Consider the following 19,617-nt stretch of genomic DNA (forward strand, 5'->3'; position numbering starts at 1 on the left):
CAACGCGCTGACAGCCGCCTGACACGGCCACCGAGACCGTGTTCTACCCAACCACGCCAGGCGTTTTCAGCGTCTTGACCTGGCACGACGCGGTAGAGCTGTCGATTCGAACGCTCGGCTGGGTCATCCCAGCCGAGCGTTCGGCAGGCCTCGTAGTGCTGACGGTTGTATTACGCCGACCCCGAAATCCCGTGTGCGGCCCGAGCGGGGGGATCTACGCGGCGACGGTGGCGAGGCGGAGGTGATCCTCGATATCGGCGGGTGAGCCGGTGTAGTGGAGGGTGCGCAGGCCCAGATGGGCGGCGGCTCGGCAGTTGTCGGCGCGGTCGTCGATGAACAGGACGCGGCCGGGATCGCGTACTCCGGTGGCGTCGAAGGCGTTTAGGTAGGTGTCGGGGTGGGGTTTGTTCTTGCCGAGCCGGGCGGAGTAGAGGGCGTCGGTCATCAGGGGGCGCCAGGCGGAGGCGTCGAGGGCATCGCTCACCGGATGGGGTGCGTTGGAGAGCAGCACCATTGGGAGATCTGCCTGTCGGGCCTGGTGCAGGAGTGCGACGACGCGGGCGTCGGTCGAGGTCCACATCGCGGTGTCGACGGCACGCAACCGGGTGAGCAATTCCGGGTCCGGGCGGTGGCCGAGTACGGCGGTCCAGAAGTCGGCGTCGTCGGACTCGCCGGAGTCGTAGGGTTCTCGGGCGCTCCAGAAAGCATTCTGGAAGTGTCCGAGCTGATCGGCGGGCCAGCCGGCGAGTTCGGCGAGGCCGGTCCACATGGGAACAGTGGGCTGTAGGCCGATGACGCCGTTGTAGTCGAAGATGACCGCGTCGAGTTCCGCGGGCTGCTGAGATAGTGCGGTTACCACCGGTTCTCCAGTGCTCGATGAGACAGGACGGCCACGCCCGCGGCGAGCAGGGCGGGCAGCATGAGGGCGAGGGGCAGGGTCGTCGCGGTGGCCAGGGCGCCGATGAGCGCCGGGCCCGCGAGCAGACCGAGGTAGCCGGCCACGGCCACGGTGGCGACCGCGCGCGGACCACCCGTGCCGGCCGCGCTGAACAGCGAAGGAATCGTGACGGACAGGCCGAGACCGAATGCGGCCCAACCGGCCAACGCGAAGGGCACGTCGGTCACCACCAGACCCGCGACGAGTCCGAACGAGGCCAGAAGCGCGCCCGTGCGAACCACTTTCGGCGCGCCGAAGCCTGCGATGAGTCGATCGCCGACGAGACGCCCGGCCGCCATGGCCGCGCTGTATCCGGCGTACGCCGCGGCACTGATCGCGGGGGACGCGTGCAACCCGCTGAGATGGACTGCCGACCAATCGGCGGCAGCGCCTTCGCCGAGCAGACACGCGGCGGCCAGCAAGCCCAACAGCCAGAGCCGGGACCGGGACAGTTCCGGCAAACGCTCCGGCGTGACCGTTTCCGCCGAACCGAGGTCCGGAAATCCGATGCAGCGGGTAGCCGGTGCGGCCGCGACTGTCGCCACGATCGCCGCACCCGCGGTGACGCCGAAAACGTATGTGTGCGAATCGTGTGCGGTGACAGCGGCGAGCACGGCCCCGCCGAGCGCGCCGAGACTGTAGGCCGCATGCAGGCCCGACATGATCGGGCGACCGTATGCCTGCTGGCACCGAACCGCCGCTCCGTTCACGGCGACGTCCAGCACACCGTGCGCGGCCCCGAAAAGCAGCGTCGCGGCGGCCAGCGTGATCGGAGTTCGGCAGGTGCCGAGCACCGCGAGGCTTACGGCGAGACCTAGTGCGCCGCTGGTCAACAGCTGGGGAAGTCGGGCGGGTTCGGCGAGCCGACCCCCTATCTGGAGGCCTGCGACCATGCCGACCGCGGCGGCGAACAGTACCGCGGCAAGCCCAGCGGTGTCCAGCCCGGCGGACTCCTGGATGGCCGGAATCCTGGTTCCCCAGACGGCCATCACAACGCCGAGTCCGGCGAAGTACCCCGTCAACAAACCCCGGCTCCGCACTACGGCGTCGGGTATATCTCGCGCACGTTCTGATGCCGGCGCGATGGTGCGTGTCATGAAAGCTCCATCGATGCCGCCACCGCCTCCGCCGTCGAGAACGACCGCGAAAACGGCTGCGGGTGGGTGGGTATGACAATTCCCGCCTCTAGTCGACGAGAGAGGCGCGCGAACTGTAGATCGGAGGAACGTTCCGAGGGTCAAAGCCTGAAGGTTGCGCGACGCTGCGCGAACAAGCCGAAACCTACCAAGGGGTACGGGAAGCTACCACCCGGAGCGGGCATCGGTGATTCGCTCCACATCATGCCGTCCGGAAGTATCAGTGACCAGGCGATATACCCGTGACAGCGCTGAGACCGGATCGACTGCGAACTGGAAGCGGGCCGATTAACGAGTAATGAAAATTGAAGGGCGACTTGGGTGATCGAAGTATCGAAGGGCGAACATCGAACAACCGGCCAGCGCGGTAGATCGCTGCCCGGGCTGCTCTACGGGCTCTACTCCCGATGAAACCTTTCCCGCACCAAATCCATTCGGGCGCGGAGTTCCTCGGGACTGATGACCCCGCGATCCATCAACGTATGCGCGGTGATCACCGCCGACCGCGCTCGCACCGGAAAGTCGTGGTAGATGGTCTCGCCGAGTGCGTCTTCCGCGTGCCGGCGTTCGAGGTTGTCGAAAGCTCCTCTCCAGGAGAGGCATTCGCACGTCGCCTGCATGCTCGACTCCCACGGGTCGGGTTTGCGGTCGAGTTGGGGGAGGGTGGATTCGCGGGTGGTTCCGGGGGCGAGGGTGTTCAGCAGGACGTCGTAGGGGCCGGTCACCGGCGTCCCTCCCTTCGCATGGCGTCCTCGACCTGGTCGGGTGGTTTCTGGGCGGTCCAGTCGGCTTGGGGGAGAGCGACGCCGATCATGGTGTCGCGGGTGACGATCGCCGCGAGTTGTTCCTCGGTCCAGCCCTCGGTGCCCTCGGGGCGCATCGGCATGACCATGAAGCGGGATTTCTGGTTCGAATCGTGGACTCGGATCTCGACCTCGGGCGGGAAGTGCAGGCCGAATTCGGCAAGCACCTCGCGCGGCCAACGGACAAGGCGGCGACGGTAATTGGGGGTGCGGTACCAGTCGGGTGACATGCCGAGGACGGGTCGCGGGTAGCACGAGCAGAGGGTGCACACGATGACGTTGTGCACCTCGGGGGTGTTCTCCAGGACGTAGAAGTAGGTGTAGTCGCTCGGCGTGCCCGAACCGGTGGGGTCGCGCCAGTCGATGCCGATCTCTTTGCAGGTCTCGGTGCCGTCGGCGAGCAGGCGCGCCTTGAAATCAGGGTCCAGCCACGCCTTCGCGACCAGTTTCGATCCGCCGTGCGGGCCGACCGCCTCGGCCCATTCGGAGAACCGCCGGTGGTCCTCCTGGGAGAACAGGCCCTTCTCGATGGCGAGTTCGCGGATCGCCGTTTCCAGCACCTCGAACTCGCTGATCTCCTCGCTCGCCTGGATCGGCGCGTGCGCCCCGTGGTCGTGGGTGTGACTCACTGCGAATCGTCCTCCTCTGCGGGCTCGAGCCAGCGCTCGGAGACCTCGGTCTCCAGGGTGTCGGCGTCGAAGCCGGTGTAATTCGGCCACAGATCCTTCTGGCGGAACCGCACGACGTAGAACGGCTCGACGCGGCCGTCGTCGCGTCCCCACGCCTCGTCTTCCGGGATGATCCACTCCGGCCGGTATTCGACGACGACGCCGGTGCGGCCGCGGGTGTAGCTCTGGGTCCGGGTGTGGAACATCGACGTCGCGTCGCGCACCGTCACGCGCTCACCGATGCTGTACTTGCGGGTCATGCTCGCTCCTTCAGCCGCGCGCGCACCTCGTCCAATTTCGCCGACAGCTCGTCCGGAGTGATCAGGCCCTTGTTGATCAGGACCTTCGCCGCGACCGTCGCCCAGCGTGCGTAGTAGGGAAGCCCGAAGTAGAGGGTCGCGCCGAGGTCGTTCTCGGCGCGTCGGCGTTCCTCGGAGTTCCACACCCCGCGCCAGCCGAGGCATTCGCAGGTGACGTAGGTGCTCATCTCCCACGGCTCTTCGACTTTTTCCTGGTACGCCACCGGAATGTCCGGTTGCCCGCCGACGTCGTGCAGCACGTGGCGCAGGGCCTCGAAAAGCTCGTTCGAGATGTCGTACGGCGAATCCAGCGGCTTGCGGAACACCGGCGCGATGTCGGCGACCCGGTGCTGAAGCTGGTCGAATCGATTCGGTGAACTCATGATGGCTCCGTTGTCGCGGCTCCGATATCCCCGGCGAGATGCGGCACGCGCCGCCTCGGGGCAAGCACTGGGGAGTGACCCCCATCACAAATACGGTGTCAGGTCGCCCACGATACACGGCACGTTTGCCGGAATGAAGCTGCTGCGCTGCACCAGAGCCGAGACCGGAGCGGATGCGGGCCGCTCAGCTCCACAAAGCGTCAGCGACAGACCCGCCTGGCTCGATGCCGGGCGGTATCGCGAAGAACGCGCTGCCGGTGTGCTGGATGAGCGGATTCAGGCGGTCGCCGTTCGCGAGTGCGTGCTGGGCCTTGATGAACTGCTCGGGTGGGTTGTTCATGAAGGCGGCGAAGAGCAGGCCCGCGTCGAGCTGGTTGTGTCCGCCGTGGGTGTGCTCCGGCGTCCCCGGGGCGTGGGTGTGCGGTTCCTCGGCGACGCCGCCCGCGTTGGCGATGAGGGTGCCGTAGTCGTAGTTGTAACTGCGACGCAGCATGGGGATGTTGTGCACGAGGCGGACGTGCGCTCCGGCGGGAATGGCGAGTTCGCCGCTGGCCGTGCGGGACTCGAGGTCGAGCGGATCGAACTCGCGTTCGCCGTGCAGCGGTGCGCCGTCGCCGCGACGGCGGCCGATGATGCGGTCTTGCTCGGCGAGTGGAAGCTGGTCCCAGTCGGCCGTTTTCATGCGGATCTTGCGGAAGACCAGGTAGGTGCCGCCGCGCAGCCAATCGGGTTCGTCAGGGGAGTCGATCCACACGGCGCGATCGAAATCGGCGGTCCCAGCTCGTGGATTCGCCGTGCCGTCCTTGTGGCCGAACATGTTTCGCGGAGTACCGCCGTCCGCCGGTCTGGTGAGGAAGCCGTGCTGGGTCCAGCGCATGCGGCCGAGGCCGGGCATGCGTGCGCGGAGGGCGCGGAACGCGTGGCTCACGATCTGGGCGTCGTCGGCGCAGATCTGAACGAGGACGTCGCCGCCGCTCCACGCGGGATTCAGTGCGTCGCCGCGGAATTCGGGGAGCGGGTGCAGGTGGTTCGGGCGCTGGGACGCGAGGCCGAAGCGCTCGTCGAAGAGCGCGGGTCCCAGCCCGAAGGTGATCGTGAGTCGAGCCGGATCGAGATCGGTGGCGAAATCGGTATGCGCGCTGAAACCGCGTGCGGTGTCCGGAGTTTCCGGGACGGGGTCGCCGTGGGTCAATGCCGCGGCCGTCGCGGTCCATCCGGTCAGGAGTTCGCGGAGCACGGTTCGATCCGGCCGCGCGACGTCGACGGACAGGAACAGCGCGTGCGACTGGGTGAGGGTGGCGATACCGGCTTGCCTGGGGCCGTGGAAAGACTCGGTGCGGGAGGGCGGCGCGGGATCGGGCGCCGTCGCTCGACCGGCGACCGCGCCGACAGCTGCCGCTCCCGCCGTGACGAGGCTCGCGCCGAACAAGGTGCGGCGGGAGACTCGACCGGTTGGCGAATCGGAATTACTACTGCCTGTAGTACTTTCGCTCATGCGCCACAGCGTAACGGCGCGCGAGCAATCCTTCAATAAGACTGAAGGTTAGCGACTTGTTCACCCGTGCCGCGCTCGGGGGTCGAGATGCGCGAAACTGAAGGCGTGACCACCGAGAACGCCCGACCTGGACCGCCCGCGATCAGCACATCCATCATCGTGCTGACCCTCGCGCGCATGGTGGAGACCGAGCTCGGCGCCGCCCTCGCCCCGCTGGATCTCACCATCGCCCGGCTAGGGCTGCTCGGTCATATCTCCGGCGTGCCCGGCGCGTCGTTCAGTGATCTGGCGCGGATGTCGGGCATCAGCGTCCAGAGCGTGCACACGGCGGTGAAGGCGCTGGTCGCCGCGGGGCTGGTGCGCGACCGCACGGCCCGCGCCGGGTCGGCGTCGACGATCGAGTTGACGCCCAAGGGTTCTCGGCTGCTCCGCAAGGCCGAGGGGGTCGTCGCCGAGGTGGACGAGCGATTGTTCGGCGCGGAAGCCGACCCGATCCGACGGCAGATCGGCGCGGCCATCCTCGCGGCCTTTGCCGGAGAGTCTCCCGAATCGCGCACCGCGCGGTGATTCCGCGCACGTCCTTCAGTTTGGTTGAAGCTTTCCGTTAGGCTTCAGTCCAACTGAAGGATGAAGGAGTCGATCGGTGAAGCATGTCTTGCTGTCGGTTCACGTGGTGGCGGCCATCGTGTTCGTGGGTGGCTCGGCGGTGGCGTCGAGTCTGTTCCCCCGGTACGCCCCGGTCGCGGCGGGCGCGCCGACGCGCGACGGGGCCGAACGCAGTGTCCCCGTCGCGCAGGCGATGCACCGGGTGACCGGTGTCTACGCGGCGCTCGGGGTCATCGTGCCGGTGGTCGGCATCGTGCTGGCCGCGGTGCAGGGCCGGATGGGCGAAATCTGGATCACGCTGGCCATGGTGCTCACGGCCGTCGCGGGCGGGCTGCTCGCGGTCCAGATCCATCCGATGCAGCGTGACGCGCTCGCGGCGCCGGACGACGGTCGGCGGCTGCGCGTGCTCGGGATGCTCGCCGGTGTCTACAACCTGTTGTGGGTGGTCGTCGTCGTGCTCATGATCGTCCGGCCCGGCTCCTGAACCAGCGCGGATTCGATGTCCCCGCTACCGAGCCGGAGCCGATCCCGGCCCTCCTGACCTGCGGTGTTCGCCCGTTTCGGGCGCACGTTGGAAGCTTCCGCGCAGCGCGTTGGCACTATGGCTGAGGAAGTGATCGTTACGAGGAGGTAGTTGGACATGGCTCGGATTCCCACGGCGCTGTTGGCGGCCGGTGGACTCGGCGGTGGTTTCGCGCTCGCGCAGGCGACGAAGAAGCGCGAGCTCGGCGGTGTGGTTTTCGCTGCGGCGACGGCGGCCGCGCTGCCGCGGTGGCGGAAGGCGGTCGGCACCGGTGGGGCGGCGGCGCTGACGGGACTGTCGGTGGGCGCGCTCGGCGCCTCGCACCCGTTGGCCAAGAAGATCGGCGCGTGGCCGTCGGTGGCTGTGGTGTCGGGTGTGGTCGCCGTCGCCGCTTGGGCGACGGTGGATCGTCGGGCCTGATTCGGATCACGGCTGTGCGGCCGGGGACCCTTCGGGGTTCTCGACACGATGGACCGATCGGCTCGGCGGACCGAAACCCGCGGCGCGGACCGAAACCCGCGGCGCGGACCGAAACCCGCGGGGCCGACTGAAACCCGCGGGGCCAACTGAAACCTGCGGGGCATCTTCGGCCACCGCATCGCCCCGGCTGAGCCGAGTCGATGCGTTCTTCAGCGGGGCGGGCCCGATCAAGTCGAGCCCGCCCCTGACGTATTGGGTTGTGTACTAACGAAAATCGAAACTCAGGCGGCGGGAAGCTCGCCGGCGGGTGCGATGGGCGGGGCCATCGAGCCTTCCACGGCGCCGACGATCGCGCCGATGCCCGCTCCGGCGGCGACGAACGGCAGCGACATCATGCCGACGGCCAGGGTCGCGGCGAGGACGGGCATGAAGAACAGCCCGGCCGGGGCGAAGGGAATGCCGACGACGAGGCCGATGGCCGCGCCCATCACCGCGGAGGCGACCGCGATCGGGCTGGCGACGGCCGCGCCGACGAGCGCGCCCTGGGCCGCGGTGCCGATGACGTCGGCCGAGATCTGGTCGGACCGCGAGCGTTCCATGCCCGAGGACTGGAGTGCGCCGGACAGGCCGTTCTGCGCGACCATCGTGGCGCCGTTGATCTGATCGGCCTGCTCCGGGGTGATCCAGTCGGGCCGTCCGAGTTCGACGTTGCCGACGCGGAGCACGTTCGTCGGCGCCGGGACGGGCGCGGCCTCGACGACCGGTGTGGCCGCCTCGAACTCGTCGTCCACGGCCGTCCGCGGCGCGGGTTCGATCGGGTCGGCGGCGGGCGCCGGCACGATCGGCAGCGGGATCACCGCGCCGAAGATGTTCGCGCCGAACGGGAACTGTTCGGCGACGGCGCCGACCGGAACGGCCTCGCCGGGCGGAGGCGCGTCGGCTATCGCGGGCGCGGCCGTGACGACCGCGGCCGAGATCGCGCCGACGACCAGCGTCGTCGTGCGCAGTGAGAAGGAACGGAACGGGATAACTGCCTTGTTGGCCATGCGGCGTCCTCATTCGCAGAAGCGGAGTTTCCTACGCATCTGATTCGGAGCCGCATCGCATTCGGATGAAACGAATTTCACACACCGCGTCCCGCGCGGTCTGTTTCGCGTCGGACGCGGGTCAGCCCTTCGCCTCGGCCATCTCCTCGGCGACATCCGGTTCCGCGATGTCCGGCGTATCGTCCGTCCGCCGGCGTGCGCGCAGGTAGGCCCACTGCAACACACCGAGCCCGGCCAAACCGGCTAGCGCCGTGCCGATTCCGATCTGCCAGCCCGGCGGCCGCCAGTCGACGACCAGTTCGGCGTTCTGTGTGCCGGGCGGGATGTCGACGGCAAGGAAGGTGCGGGCGACGGCGAACGTGGACAGTTCGCGGCCGTTCAGCGTGACGCGGTGGCCCGGCCAAGTGAGGCGGGAGAACACGACCCGGCCTCCGGTCGCGGAACTGACCTTCGCGCGGGTGGTGATGTCGTCGTAGGAGCCGGTGGACGACGCGGTGACGCCGGAGGTGTGCGCGATGGCGCCGTCGCGGGTGGAGGCCGGACCGTCCTGGCGTTCCAGCACCCAGATGAAGCGCTCGTGTCCGCGGTAGTCCACCCACTGCCAGCCCGGCGGGGCGGGGTGATCGCGCGCGTCGGGATACTGCGCGCGGTGGAGGACGACTCGATCGACCTTCATCAGGTCGACGACGGGAACTCCGGTCGACGGTTCGTCGGCGAAGGCGCGGCGGAACGCGTCCGGGCAGGTGCTGCCGTCCCATGCCATGCAGAGCAGTCCGGCGATGCCGGTGTGGCCGATGGGCGTGTAGGCGTTGACGTAGTCGAGTTCGAGCGCCTTGGCGTAGTTGCCGATGGCCAGCGATCCGTACGCGCCGTCGAGACCGCGGTCCTCGGGGGCGATGATCGCCCGGTCGGCGAGCTGCAAAGTGAGCCCGTCGAAATCCGGGAAGGCCGCACGCATCTCGGAGCGCTTCTCCGGGAAGTTGTACGACAGCGGGGTCAGCGGCGCGATCGCCACCTGGGTGAAAGCGATCGGGAACATGGCGACCATGGTCAGCGCGCACGCCGCGACGATGCCGCGGTGCCGCGCGAGCCACACGACCGCGAAGCCGAGGGCGGCGACCACGACAGCAGCGATCAGATGCCGCAGCGCCAACAGCGGTGCGGCCGAGAACGATCGGACGAACAGCAGCCCGATCAACACCCCGGCGGCGACCATCCGCCTTCGCGAGGCGGCGAAAGCGCCGTACCGGCTGAGCAATACGCAGACCAGCACCAGCAGCGCGATCGCCACCATCGGCAGCACCCGCGCGGGCCAGCGCAGCGGGCCGATCGCGCCGGGGCCCGCGGTCCACATCAGCACCGCCGTCGCGAAGAACGCGATGCCGCTGAACTCCCGTGCGGAGCGGCGCGCCGCCCGCCAGTCGACGAAGGCGAGCGCGGGAATGAGGAACCACGCGATGTAGACCATCGGCAGCGGCTGCACGTGACCCCACCAGGCGGTGAACGCCGGTGTGGTGCTCGGCAGGCTGGCGTTGAGCGACTCCGACCACGGCACCGTCAGGAACGGATCGTTGTGGATCTGCGCGCTACCGCGCCAGGTGACCTGCGAGGAGAGGATTCCGGATAGGTTCGCGATCGCCGCCGTCAGCGCCGCGCAGCCGGAAGCGAGCATCAGCCGCACCGCGGGCGCCCAGCGCTGCTGGTGGACGATCTCGCCCGCCGCGACGGCGACGATCACCAGCGCCGATTCCACCGCGGGAAAGGCGTACTGGACGGTGAGCGTGAGATACAGGAAGACGAACACCGGAATGGGTCCGCTGCGCCCGCGCGCGTAATTCACGCCCGAGGCCCAGGCGTGCACCATCCACGCGGTCGCGACGTGCGGGGTGAACCAGCTCGCCTCGTCGAAGAACAGGAACCAGCCGCTGAGCGGGAACGCCGCGCCCGCGACCGCCGCCCACGGCGCGCGTGCGCCGTACGCGAGGCAGATACGGAAGACGCCGAGGCCCGCGATGATCGAGAAGACCAGCTTCACCAGGGTCGCGTAGAGGGCGAGGTCGTCCATCGAGGGGGCGATGAAGAAGACGAGCAGGTGGGCCGGATTGAGCAGCCCCGCCTCCTCGAGTGTGTAGTTGCCCGCCATCCACTCGTGCGGGACGAGGATCGGCAATCGCCCTTCGCGCAGCTGGTTTCCGAGTGCCACCCACATGGGGGCGTACTGGGCCTCGGTATCGTCGGTGTAGTAGTGCCGCGGATCGGCAAGCAACACCGCCAGATATCCCGCGATCACTCCTAGTGAGGTAATCGCCCCCCACTTCAGCCCTACTCGGCGCGGTTCGATCGCCGCGATTGTGCTCACAAGGGGCGCAGCGTATTAGCACCGCTTGAACGAAGCAAGAACTGATTGGTGACATTTGTCCGATTAGTCGCGCTTATGTCCGGTTGGATTTTGCTTCTCCGCACGTGATAAGAGGGTTGTCATGTCATGTTCACCGTGTGTCCGCCTCGCGGACACCAGAGGCCGCGGCGCGCGGGTCCGGCGCCGGTCGATGCATCGATGAGGCCGGTGGAAGGGGGGTCTCCGGCGGTCGGCTCCGGCGAGGTCGACGATCGGCGTGGGAGTTCGGCGACCACTGCGCCGGGCGTGATCGGACGACGTCCTGCTCCGGCGCCGGGACGGCCCATCGAGCCCGACGAAGCCGGTCGGCGGCTCCGCGCGAAGCGGAAGCACGCCTACCGGCACGACCTCGACGGACTGCGCGGCGTCGCGATCGCCTTGGTGGTGGTGTTCCACATCTGGTTGGGCCGGGTCTCCGGCGGCGTGGACGTGTTCCTCGTCCTGTCCGGCTTCTTCTTCACCGGATCGCTGCTGCGGCGCGCGGAGTCGACCGGCGCTGTCGAACTCGGCGCCACGGCGCGGCGGTTGGGCAGGCGGCTGCTGCCGGGCTTGGTGCTCGTGCTGGCCGTCGTAGCGATCGGCACGGTGCTGATTCGCCCGTACACGCAGTGGACCGAGGCGGCGACGCAGACGCTGGCCTCGCTGCTGTACTACCAGAACTGGTATCTGGCGCTGTCCTGGTCGGACTACCTGGCCGCCGACCCGTCGGTGAGTCCGCTCCAGCACCTGTGGTCGATGTCGGTACAGGGTCAGTTCTATCTCGTCGCGCTGGCCGGAATCGCGCTGCTGGTGGCCGTCGTTCGCAGGTTCGGCCGGGTGACCGCGCTGCGGCCGACGACGGCGGTCGTGTTCGGCGGACTGGCGGTGGCCTCGTTCCTCTACGCCGCCCGCGGCGCGGAACTGCACCAGGGTTGGAACTACTACGACAGCCTGGCGCGCGGCTGGGAACTGCTCGCCGGTGCGCTGCTCGCCGTGCTCGCGCCGAAACTGGCACTGCCGCGCGCGTTTCGGGTACTGCTGGCGGTGGCCGGTGCGCTCGTCGTGCTGAGCTGCGGCTGGTTGACCAACGGCGCCAACGAGTTTCCCGGGCCCGCCGCCCTGATCCCGGTGGGCGCGGCCGTCGCGCTGATCCTCTCGGGCGCCGGTCTGCCGACCGCCGCGCAGCCGCTGCCGAACCGGTTGCTCGCCGCCGCGCCGATGGTCCGGCTCGGTGAGCTCGCCTACGCGCTGTACCTCTGGCACTGGCCGATCCTGATCTTCGTGCTCGCCGAGCGCGGTACGCCGACGGCGGGCATCGAAGGCGGGCTCGTGGTGCTCGCGGCGTCGTTCACGCTGGCCTATCTGACCCACCGCTTCGTCGAGGAGCCGCTGCGGACCGGCGCGGTCGCCCGCTTCGCCGGGTATCGCCGCCGAGCGGGCCGGGCGGTGGCGTGCGTCGGCGCGACGCTGCTCGTGGTGGCGGTCGGCGCACAGGTGGTGACCGCGATCCTGCCGCCGCAGCCGGTCGCGCACCTGGATCCGACGCGCTATCCCGGCGCCGAGGCGTTGGCGGCGGGCGCGGCCGTCCCGCGGGCCAAGATGCGCCCGACGGTCTTCGAGGCGCCCGCCGACGCCGCGTATCCGTCGCGGGACAAGTGCATCGCGGACTGGGACACCCGGGACGTGATCACCTGCACCTACGGCGACGCGGACGCGGAACGCACTATCGCCGTGGTCGGCAGCTCGCACGCCGAGCACTGGGTGCCCGCGCTCGACGTGCTCGCCCGCGAACACGGCTTCCGCATCACGGTGTACCTGAAGATGGGCTGCCCGCTGACGGTCGCGGCCGAGCCGATGTACAAGGGCGAGCCGATTCCCGACTGTCGCGACTGGTCGGCGGAGGTGATCGACCGGCTCGGCGTCGACCGGCCGCAGTGGGTGTTCACCACCGGAACCCGCCCGCGCGACCGCATCGGCGACGAGACACCGACCGATTACCTCGAGGTCTGGTCCCGGCTGGCCGAGCACGGACTCAATGTGCTCGCCGTGCGCGACACGCCTTGGCTGCGCCGCGACGGCATCCGCTACCGCGCCATCGACTGCCTGGCCCAGAGCGGCGACGGCGTCAGTTGCGGCATGCGCAGGACCGACGCGCTCGACGAGGTGAATCCCGCCGCCGAGCCCGCCGCGTCCTTTCCCAACGTGTTCCCGATCGACCTGACCGACGCCCTCTGCACGCCGGAGGTCTGCCCGGTGATCGAGGGCAACATCCTCGTCTATCACGACGAACACCATCTGACCGCCAGTTATTCGCGGTCGCTCGCGCCCGAACTCGGTCGCAGGCTGGCGCCGATCCTCGGCTGGTGGTGAGTCGGGGCCGGGCTGCCCGGCCCCGACCGTCACAGCGCCAGCAGCGCGCGCCTGCCGAGTCGCGGATCGGCCAACGGCCGCACCGCGATTCGCATCAGCGCCAGCGGATTGTCGTCGCCCGCGATGCGGTTCGCCTTGAGCGCGCCGCAGGCGGCGCACTGGTGTACGAGCAGCCACTCGCCGTCGTCGCGGGCCGAGAGGCTGACCGCGGACATCCGCCCGCCGCACGTCGACGAGCGGTCGCCAGGTATCCGGCCGTCGACGTGGCGGCTGGACAGGCAGTGCGGGCAGTGGTTGCGGTGCGCGGTGCCCGGTGCCACGACCGACACCGCCATCCGGCAGCCGACGCAGCGGAAGGCGTCGCCGGATTCGCCGCCGGGCCCGTGCAGCACGTCCTTACGGCGTTGCGCGCGAGCGGATTTCGTCTTTCTTCGCGGCATCTCACACCCGCCCTACAGATCGCCGAAGACTTCGAGCGGGAAGGGCGGTTCCGCGAGCGGACGCACGGCCAGTCGCATCAGAACGAGCTGATTGTCGTCGCCGCACACCGGCGACAGCGACAGCTCGTGGCAGCGGGTGCAGCGGTGCACCACCGACCAGGAACCGTTGCGCTGCACCGCGATCGACAGCGGAGTCATCCGGCCGTGGCAGTCGGAGGCGCCGCCCTCGACGTGGTCGACGGTGTGCTGCGAGTTGAGACAGCTCGGGCAGTGGTTGCGCCTGCTGTCGTCCGGCGCGAGCGTGGCGACGACGAGGCCGCAGCGCACGCAGGTGAAGGTGCCGGTCCGTAGCGCGGGGCTCGGACCGCGGTGGGTCGAGATGTTGGGGTGGGACACCCGGATTCTCCTTACTCCTTGGCTGTGTGAAGAGCAGCGGGAGCAGGCCGAGTGCGCCTCGAAAAGGTCAGTGGCGGTCGGCGTTACCGGCGTGGTCGAGGTTCCGAGCCACGCGTCGAGGCGCTCTCGGCGCGAGCCGGGGCATACATCATCCTCCTTCTTGGCGACCGGGTGGGTCGCGTCCACCGCGCGGTTGTGCGCGCGAGGAACTGTATAACCGAGTCCGGAGCGCGGCCACTGATTTTTCCGCGGCCCGTACCGTAAGGCGTTCCGGCGACGGAGGAGCCGGGCGGCCATCGGTGTCATGCGAGCGACGGCAGCGCCGTGTGTGGCAGTGCTGGCACTGGCCGACCCTCGCCGTCCTCAGCGGGGTGTGTTTCCGAGCGCGGCCACCGCTCCGGAGATCTGGCCCGCCACGTCGAGAATCAACCGGAATACATCCTCGTGGACCGGTTTCCCGTTGCACCACAAGACATTGCATTCCGTCGACGCGTACGGCCCGACGCCGAGCAGGACGGCCGCGACGTTCAGCGGGTCGACGAGCTTGCCGAGATCCTCCGGGTCCCGCACCAGCGGCTGATTCGGATCCTGGACGGCGTAGGGATCTTCGTACGGCAGCGCGGGCAGATCGGTGACCGCCGCGGCCACCCTCCGGAACAGCTCCTTGTTGTCCGGATTGCTGGTGCCGGTGAGCATCCCCGTGAGGTTGCCCGGCTCGAAGCGCGTGGGCACGCCGAGGCGGACGATCACCAGATCGCGGCTCGGGACCACGGTGAGGAACTGGCCGAGCGCTCCGGAGAACGCGTAGGTGTCGCGCGGGGAGCCGACGAAGACCGGATGCGAATACAGCTGCGCGACGGGAACATTCACGCCGCGATAGGTGTCGCCCGCGTTGAGCCACCACAGGAACCCGTAGCCGCCGTTGGCTTCGGTCGGAGTCGTGGCCTGCCGGATGTACCCGGGATCGATGAGTATCCGTTCTTCCCACCGGCCTTCCTGCGACAGCAGCCTGCCGATCCGGGCCAGGTCGGCGGGACGCATCGCCAGACCACCGTTGACCGCGGTGTTTCCGCTGCGGTCGCGCAGCCAGACCCAGTTGCCACGGTCGATGCCGATGGGGCCCATGACTTCGCGCTGGACGAAGTCCTGGAAGTCCGCGCCGGTGGTGATCTCGATGATCTCCGGCAACAGCGCGAGGACGTTCTGGGCGTACTGGAACGTGCTGCCCGGTTCGTATTCGACCGGCGCGGCGAGGGTTTGCCGCACCGAATCCGTTTGCAGCCCCGCGAGATCGGCGGGCCAGCTGAAGTGGATGCCGGTGGTCTGGTTGAGTACCTGACGCACGGTGATGGCCGCGTGCGCGGCGTCGGCCTGCGGGAAGAACTTGCCGAGCGGATCGTCGAGGCCGAAATAGCCCATGGTCACCGCGCGCCCGACGGCCACCGCCGCCATACCCTTGCTGCCGCTGGCCAGCGGCATCGGCACATTGCCCGTCGGCGTGTGCTCGCCGACCAGGCAGCCGTGCCGGTAGATCTGCACCGCGTGCGACCCGGTGCGCGCGCCGAACTGCACCGCGTCGGCCACCGCCGCCGAATCCATCCCGACCTCGGCGGCGTCCCTTCGTTCCGGCGCCTGTCCCGCGGCGGGTTCGGCGCAACCGGCTTCGGGTGCGGCCACGGCGGCGGGGGAGAGCAGCGCCGCCGTCACGAGCACGGCGGCGCCTAGCCCGGTCACCCAGGCGTTGCGGCGGAAGAGCATGGTGAATTTCTTTCTGCGAAGCGGTGTTCGGTGTCAGGCGACGGCGTCGCCGAGTGCCAGGTAGCGCAGCCAGGCGATCGCGGCGCGTGCCGAGCGGTAGTGCTCGATGCCGTCTACGGGCGAGAAATGGGTTACGCCACGGGCTCCTCGGCCTGCGCGGCGGTCTGCGCGGTCACCAGCGTCACGAGCGCGATCAGCAGCGCGGCAGCCGCGCGTCGCCGGGCCGTTCGTCATCGAGGTCCCCCATGGTGCTCGGGCCGGTCATCTGTGGAACTGTCCGGTCTCAGATTTCGACTGTAGCGCAGGAGTGTTCTACGACACAATTACCGTCGGGCTGATCAGGACGAGTGGCCGGGCTCCCGCTGTATCGGGTGCTCGATCCCGCGGCCCGATGCGCGGCGCGGGCGGTGCCCGCCGCGGTCGGCTTCGCTGATCGCCTCGCCGACCATGGCGCGCACCGCGTCGCGCAGGCCGTAGAGCGGGTGGTGGGCGGCGGGCCCGGCGCCGGGATCCTCGCGCAATTCCGTCAGCAGCGACCAGCACAGCGCGAGCATTACCAGCACGAACGGCAGGGCGACCAGGATCGTCGCGGTCTGTAGCGCACCGAGCCCGCCCGCGACCAGCAGGACGGCGGCGACCGCGGCCATCAGAGTGCCCCAGACGACCACCAGCCAGGAGGGCGGATGCAGCGAACCACGGCTGGTCAGCGAACCCATGACCAGCGACGCGGAATCCGCGCTCGTCACGAAATAGGTCATCACCAAAACCATGGAGACCCACGAGGTGACGGTTTCGGCGGGCAGCGCTTCCAGCATGCCGAACAGCGCGGCCTCGGCGTCGGCGGCGTCGGCGGTCAGATCGATGACGCCCGTGGTGGTCGCCCGGATCGCGGTGCCGCCCATGACGCAGAACCACACCACCGTCACTCCGCTCGGCACCAGCAGCACGCCGACCAGGAACTCCCGAATGGTGCGACCACGCGAGATCCTGGCGACGAAAGTGCCGACGAACGGCGCCCAGGACAGCCACCACGCCCAGTAGAAGATCGTCCAGGTCCCCATCCACGTGGGGTCGGCGTAGGCGCCGGTGCGAGTGGCCATCGGCAGCAGATTCGACAGGTAGTTGCCGACGCTCGCCGGGATCGTGTCCAGGATGTAGACGGTCGGTCCGAGCGTGAAGACGAACAGCGCCAGCAGGGCGGCGAGCGCGATGTTCAGTGTCGAAAGCCATTTCACGCCGCGGTGTAGTCCGGAGAACGCGGAAACGACGAAGGCGGCGCCGAGCGCGCCGATGACGATCAGCTGCACGGTCACCGAATCAGGGGTGCCGACCGTGAGATTCAGCCCTTTTGCCACCTGGAGCGCGCCGAGTCCGAGGCTGGTCGCGGTGCCGAACACGGTGGCGAACACCGCGAGCAGGTCGATCGCCTGTCCCTGCCACCCCGCGGCGCGGCGCGCGCCGAGCAGCGGAACGAAGGCGGCCGACAGCCGATTGCCGCGACCTTTGCGAAAACCCGCGTACGCCAAGGCCAATCCGACGATTCCGTAGATCGCCCACGGCGTGAGCGTCCAGTGGAACAGCGAGAATTGCAGCGCGGTGCTGGCCGCCGCGGTGCTTCGCGGCTCGACGTCGGCGGCGGGCGGCGGCGACACGAAATGCTGGAGCGGTTCGCCGACGCCGTAGAACATCAGGCCGATGCCCATGCCCGCGCTGAACATCATGGCGATCCACGCGAGGTTGCTGAACTCCGGTTCGGCGTCGTCGGCGCCGAGCCGGACACGCCCGAAACGGCTGGCGGCGATCACCACGCAGAGCACGAGGAATAGGTCGGCCGACACCACGAACAGCCAGTCGAAGTTGCCGAGCACCCAGTCGAGCGCGGTGTCCGAAACCGCTCCGAAGCTGCTCTTTCCGAGCGCCGCCCAGCCGACGACGCAGGCGACTGCCGCGACGCCGATCCCGATGAGACGCAGGTCCGGCGCGGTGGGATGTTGCTGTGTCTCGCTGTCCATCGCCTCCAACTATCGCCGGTAACGATTGGTTGGCCGGGGCGGCGCGCCGTACCCGAGTACGCTCTGGGGAGCACTTGGCTCCACGTGTAGGAACTTCATTCCGGACGAGGGACGGGCCATGAACATCGCGCTGTGGATTGTCGCCGGGTTGCTCGCTGTGGTGTATCTCGCCGCGGGCCTGGCGAAGCTCGTCCAGCCGTACGAGAAGCTCACCGCGAACCCGAGCATGGGCTGGGCGCAGGAGTTTTCGCCCGGCGCGGTCCGCCTGATCGGCGTGGCCGAACTGCTCGGCGCCGCCGGTCTGATCCTGCCCCGCGCCACCGGTATCGCCGAGGTCCTCACGCCGCTGGCCGCGCTCGGCCTTGCCGCACTCCAGGTCGGCGCGATGCTGGTGCACTATCGCCGCGGCGAGACGAAGAACCTGCCGGTGAACCTGGTCTTGGTGCTGCTCGCCCTGTTCGTCGCGATCGGCCGCTTCGCGGGCTGGGGCTGAACCGAAGAACGCCTCGCCGCAGCTTCGCGAGGTACCCGGCCGCTCCCGCGACGGTTAGAGTCGGTATTCGGGGCGTTGGTGGCCGTGGGGATCCGGCCGATGGGGAGCAGAACAGCTAGGAGTACACGCAACCGAAGTACGTGAGGGGGAGGACGTATGTGGTTTCTTGTCGATACGGCGGAGCCGGACAAGGTGATTCGGCATCTGCCGAAGGAGGGGACGGTGCGCGCGCGTGCGCTGCACCGGGCGATACGACCGGCCGCGCTGGTCGGGGCGGCGGGCGCGGTCATCGAGCAGGCGGTAGGGGGCGCGCGGCGGTGCGAACGAACGGTGCTCGTGCGCGGCGAAACGCATCGGCTGCTGGCGATTCCGGTGCCGGGGCCGGACGACGCGGTGTTGGCCGTGCTGCTGTGGGCCGGTCCGTCGCGTACCGATCCGCCCGATCCGCCCGCCGTCGACGCGTTCGTGTGGGACAGCCGCCAGTGGACGTTGCGCAACCACGGCGGCGGGGGATCGGTACTGCCCGAAGGGCATTCGATGCTGCACGGCGCCTGGTTCCTGTCGCGCGTCATCGAATGCGAGGACCGTGACCGGCTGATGACCGCGGCGCTCGCCCCGCGCCCCGGCGTCGCCTGGCGCGGCCCCATGCAGGTGCGCACGCCCGGCGACCGCATCGCGCGGGTGTTCGGTTTCCTGCGCTATCACGACGAGGGCGCGCTGCGCGGACTCTTGCTGGAGGTGGCGTCGGACCGCGCCCCCGGTCTGGTGCCCGCGACGTATCGGGACGACGCGGCCGTCACGCTGCTCGGCGGCACTACCGCGCTGATCGACGCCGAGACCATGCAGATCATCGAATGGCTGACCCCGCCGCTCGCGGGCATCGCCTGGCGGCACCATCCGGCCTCGCGCGGCCTCGATCCGGACGACGGCCGCGAATTCAATTTGGCCACTACCCATCTCGTGCATCCCGACGACGTGGACGGCTACCTCGGCGCACTGCGCGAACTGGCCGAGCGGCGCAGCGACCGAACCAGAGTGGCGGTGCGGCTGCTGACGTTGCGCCAGGGCTGGCAGTCCGTCGAGCTGTACGGCGCCCGGCTGCCCGGCGGACCGCCCCGGTTTCTGATCTGCCTGATCCGGCCGGTCGGGTCGGATCCGGTGCCCCAGTAGGGAAACGGGACGCGGTCGGGTCGAGCGGCGGCGGCAGGTCGGCGCTCGATCCGACAGGGGCGCGCGAGGGGTGGCTCGATCGTTGCTATCAGTTCGCTGTTCGACGGCCCGAGCCCGGTTCCACCGGGCGATCGGGGGCGGCGTCGGTGTGGACAACGGCGTCGCATTCGGCACCCTGCGGCGCCGTCTTGCAGGACATCTGTCCAGTTCAGCGCGGCCAACCGGTCGGGCGGGCGGTAGGACATGTGATCGGTACCACCCGGATCATGTTGATAGCATGGCGTT

Annotated in this window: 19 protein-coding genes; 6 read left to right on the forward strand and 13 right to left on the reverse strand. The window is 69.1% G+C overall.

Annotated elements, in window-relative coordinates; genetic code table 11:
* Positions 1-214: 214 nt before the first annotated feature.
* The 7 genes from AB0H49_RS11605 to AB0H49_RS11635 all read right to left on the reverse strand — a co-directional run bounded on the left by AB0H49_RS11605 (position 215) and on the right by AB0H49_RS11635 (position 5,721).
* Complete coding sequence (locus AB0H49_RS11605) at positions 215-859, reverse strand: HAD-IA family hydrolase (RefSeq protein WP_357250185.1); 645 nt, start codon at positions 857-859, stop codon at positions 215-217.
* Entirely contained in the window at positions 853-1,962 is a 1,110-nt protein-coding gene (locus tag AB0H49_RS11610) for an MFS transporter (RefSeq protein ID WP_357250188.1), read from the reverse strand. Before AB0H49_RS11610 ends, AB0H49_RS11605 begins: the two co-directional genes overlap by 7 nt.
* Before the next feature lie 509 nt (positions 1,963-2,471).
* Complete coding sequence (locus AB0H49_RS11615) at positions 2,472-2,798, reverse strand: ScnB (protein WP_357250191.1); 327 nt, start codon at positions 2,796-2,798, stop codon at positions 2,472-2,474.
* Entirely contained in the window at positions 2,795-3,505 is a 711-nt protein-coding gene (scnC, locus tag AB0H49_RS11620) for a thiocyanate hydrolase subunit gamma (RefSeq protein ID WP_355002082.1), read from the reverse strand. Before scnC ends, AB0H49_RS11615 begins: the two co-directional genes overlap by 4 nt.
* Entirely contained in the window at positions 3,502-3,804 is a 303-nt protein-coding gene (locus tag AB0H49_RS11625; protein WP_357250194.1) for an SH3-like domain-containing protein, read from the reverse strand. The genes scnC and AB0H49_RS11625 overlap by 4 nt, the downstream gene beginning before the upstream one ends.
* Complete coding sequence (locus AB0H49_RS11630) at positions 3,801-4,226, reverse strand: hypothetical protein (RefSeq protein WP_355002081.1); 426 nt, start codon at positions 4,224-4,226, stop codon at positions 3,801-3,803. The genes AB0H49_RS11625 and AB0H49_RS11630 overlap by 4 nt, the downstream gene beginning before the upstream one ends.
* A 184-nt stretch (positions 4,227-4,410) precedes the next feature.
* On the reverse strand, positions 4,411-5,721 hold the full coding sequence (locus tag AB0H49_RS11635; protein ID WP_357250198.1) for a Dyp-type peroxidase: 1,311 nt from the start codon (positions 5,719-5,721) through the stop codon (positions 4,411-4,413).
* Positions 5,722-5,826: 105 nt separating this feature from the next.
* Here AB0H49_RS11635 and AB0H49_RS11640 point away from each other — a divergent pair, with 105 nt between their 5' ends.
* The 3 genes from AB0H49_RS11640 (at position 5,827) to AB0H49_RS11650 (ending at position 7,270) form a co-directional block, all read left to right on the forward strand.
* The gene (locus AB0H49_RS11640) at positions 5,827-6,288 is read left to right on the forward strand and encodes a MarR family winged helix-turn-helix transcriptional regulator (RefSeq protein WP_357250201.1); all 462 of its coding nucleotides are present in this window, start codon (positions 5,827-5,829) and stop codon (positions 6,286-6,288) included.
* A 76-nt stretch (positions 6,289-6,364) separates the two neighbouring features.
* Positions 6,365-6,811: a hypothetical protein gene (locus tag AB0H49_RS11645; RefSeq protein WP_357250204.1), complete on the forward strand. Its 447-nt coding sequence runs from the start codon at positions 6,365-6,367 to the stop codon at positions 6,809-6,811.
* 156 nt (positions 6,812-6,967) lie between these two features.
* Positions 6,968-7,270, forward strand: coding sequence for a hypothetical protein (locus AB0H49_RS11650; protein ID WP_355002077.1), 303 nt, complete (start codon positions 6,968-6,970; stop codon positions 7,268-7,270).
* 281 nt (positions 7,271-7,551) lie between these two features.
* On the opposite strand, the gene AB0H49_RS11655 is transcribed toward AB0H49_RS11650, so the two are convergent.
* Positions 7,552-8,316, reverse strand: a complete 765-nt coding sequence (locus AB0H49_RS11655) for a hypothetical protein (protein WP_357250208.1) — start codon at positions 8,314-8,316, stop codon at positions 7,552-7,554.
* Between the two features lie 121 nt (positions 8,317-8,437).
* Positions 8,438-10,675, reverse strand: coding sequence for a hypothetical protein (locus AB0H49_RS11660; RefSeq protein ID WP_357250210.1), 2,238 nt, complete (start codon positions 10,673-10,675; stop codon positions 8,438-8,440).
* Between the two features lie 324 nt (positions 10,676-10,999).
* Here AB0H49_RS11660 and AB0H49_RS11665 point away from each other — a divergent pair, with 324 nt between their 5' ends.
* A complete protein-coding gene (locus AB0H49_RS11665) occupies positions 11,000-13,063 on the forward strand; it encodes an acyltransferase family protein (RefSeq protein ID WP_357250958.1) in 2,064 nt (687 codons plus the stop codon).
* Positions 13,064-13,092: 29 nt separating this feature from the next.
* On the opposite strand, the gene AB0H49_RS11670 is transcribed toward AB0H49_RS11665, so the two are convergent.
* From AB0H49_RS11670 to AB0H49_RS11685, 4 genes are all read right to left on the reverse strand, one after another.
* Entirely contained in the window at positions 13,093-13,503 is a 411-nt protein-coding gene (locus tag AB0H49_RS11670; RefSeq protein WP_357250213.1) for an RNHCP domain-containing protein, read from the reverse strand.
* Between the two features lie 12 nt (positions 13,504-13,515).
* Positions 13,516-13,899 (reverse strand): RNHCP domain-containing protein, encoded by a 384-nt coding sequence (locus AB0H49_RS11675; protein ID WP_355002073.1) that lies wholly within the window; start codon positions 13,897-13,899, stop codon positions 13,516-13,518.
* A gap of 363 nt (positions 13,900-14,262) precedes the next feature.
* Positions 14,263-15,657 carry a serine hydrolase gene (locus AB0H49_RS11680; RefSeq protein ID WP_357250218.1) on the reverse strand — a complete coding sequence of 465 codons (1,395 nt, stop codon included), beginning with the start codon at positions 15,655-15,657 and terminating at the stop codon, positions 14,263-14,265.
* 338 nt (positions 15,658-15,995) lie between these two features.
* Entirely contained in the window at positions 15,996-17,669 is a 1,674-nt protein-coding gene (locus AB0H49_RS11685) for a BCCT family transporter (RefSeq protein ID WP_357250221.1), read from the reverse strand.
* A 118-nt stretch (positions 17,670-17,787) separates the two neighbouring features.
* Here AB0H49_RS11685 and AB0H49_RS11690 point away from each other — a divergent pair, with 118 nt between their 5' ends.
* Both AB0H49_RS11690 and AB0H49_RS11695 read left to right on the forward strand, forming a co-directional pair.
* Positions 17,788-18,162: a DoxX family protein gene (locus AB0H49_RS11690; RefSeq protein ID WP_355002069.1), complete on the forward strand. Its 375-nt coding sequence runs from the start codon at positions 17,788-17,790 to the stop codon at positions 18,160-18,162.
* A gap of 156 nt (positions 18,163-18,318) precedes the next feature.
* Positions 18,319-19,332 carry a GAF domain-containing protein gene (locus tag AB0H49_RS11695; RefSeq protein ID WP_357250225.1) on the forward strand — a complete coding sequence of 338 codons (1,014 nt, stop codon included), beginning with the start codon at positions 18,319-18,321 and terminating at the stop codon, positions 19,330-19,332.
* Positions 19,333-19,617 lie beyond the last annotated feature (285 nt).

Origin of the sequence: Nocardia sp. NPDC050713 (assembly GCF_040654315.1) — a bacterium.
Taxonomy (GTDB): domain Bacteria; phylum Actinomycetota; class Actinomycetes; order Mycobacteriales; family Mycobacteriaceae; genus Nocardia.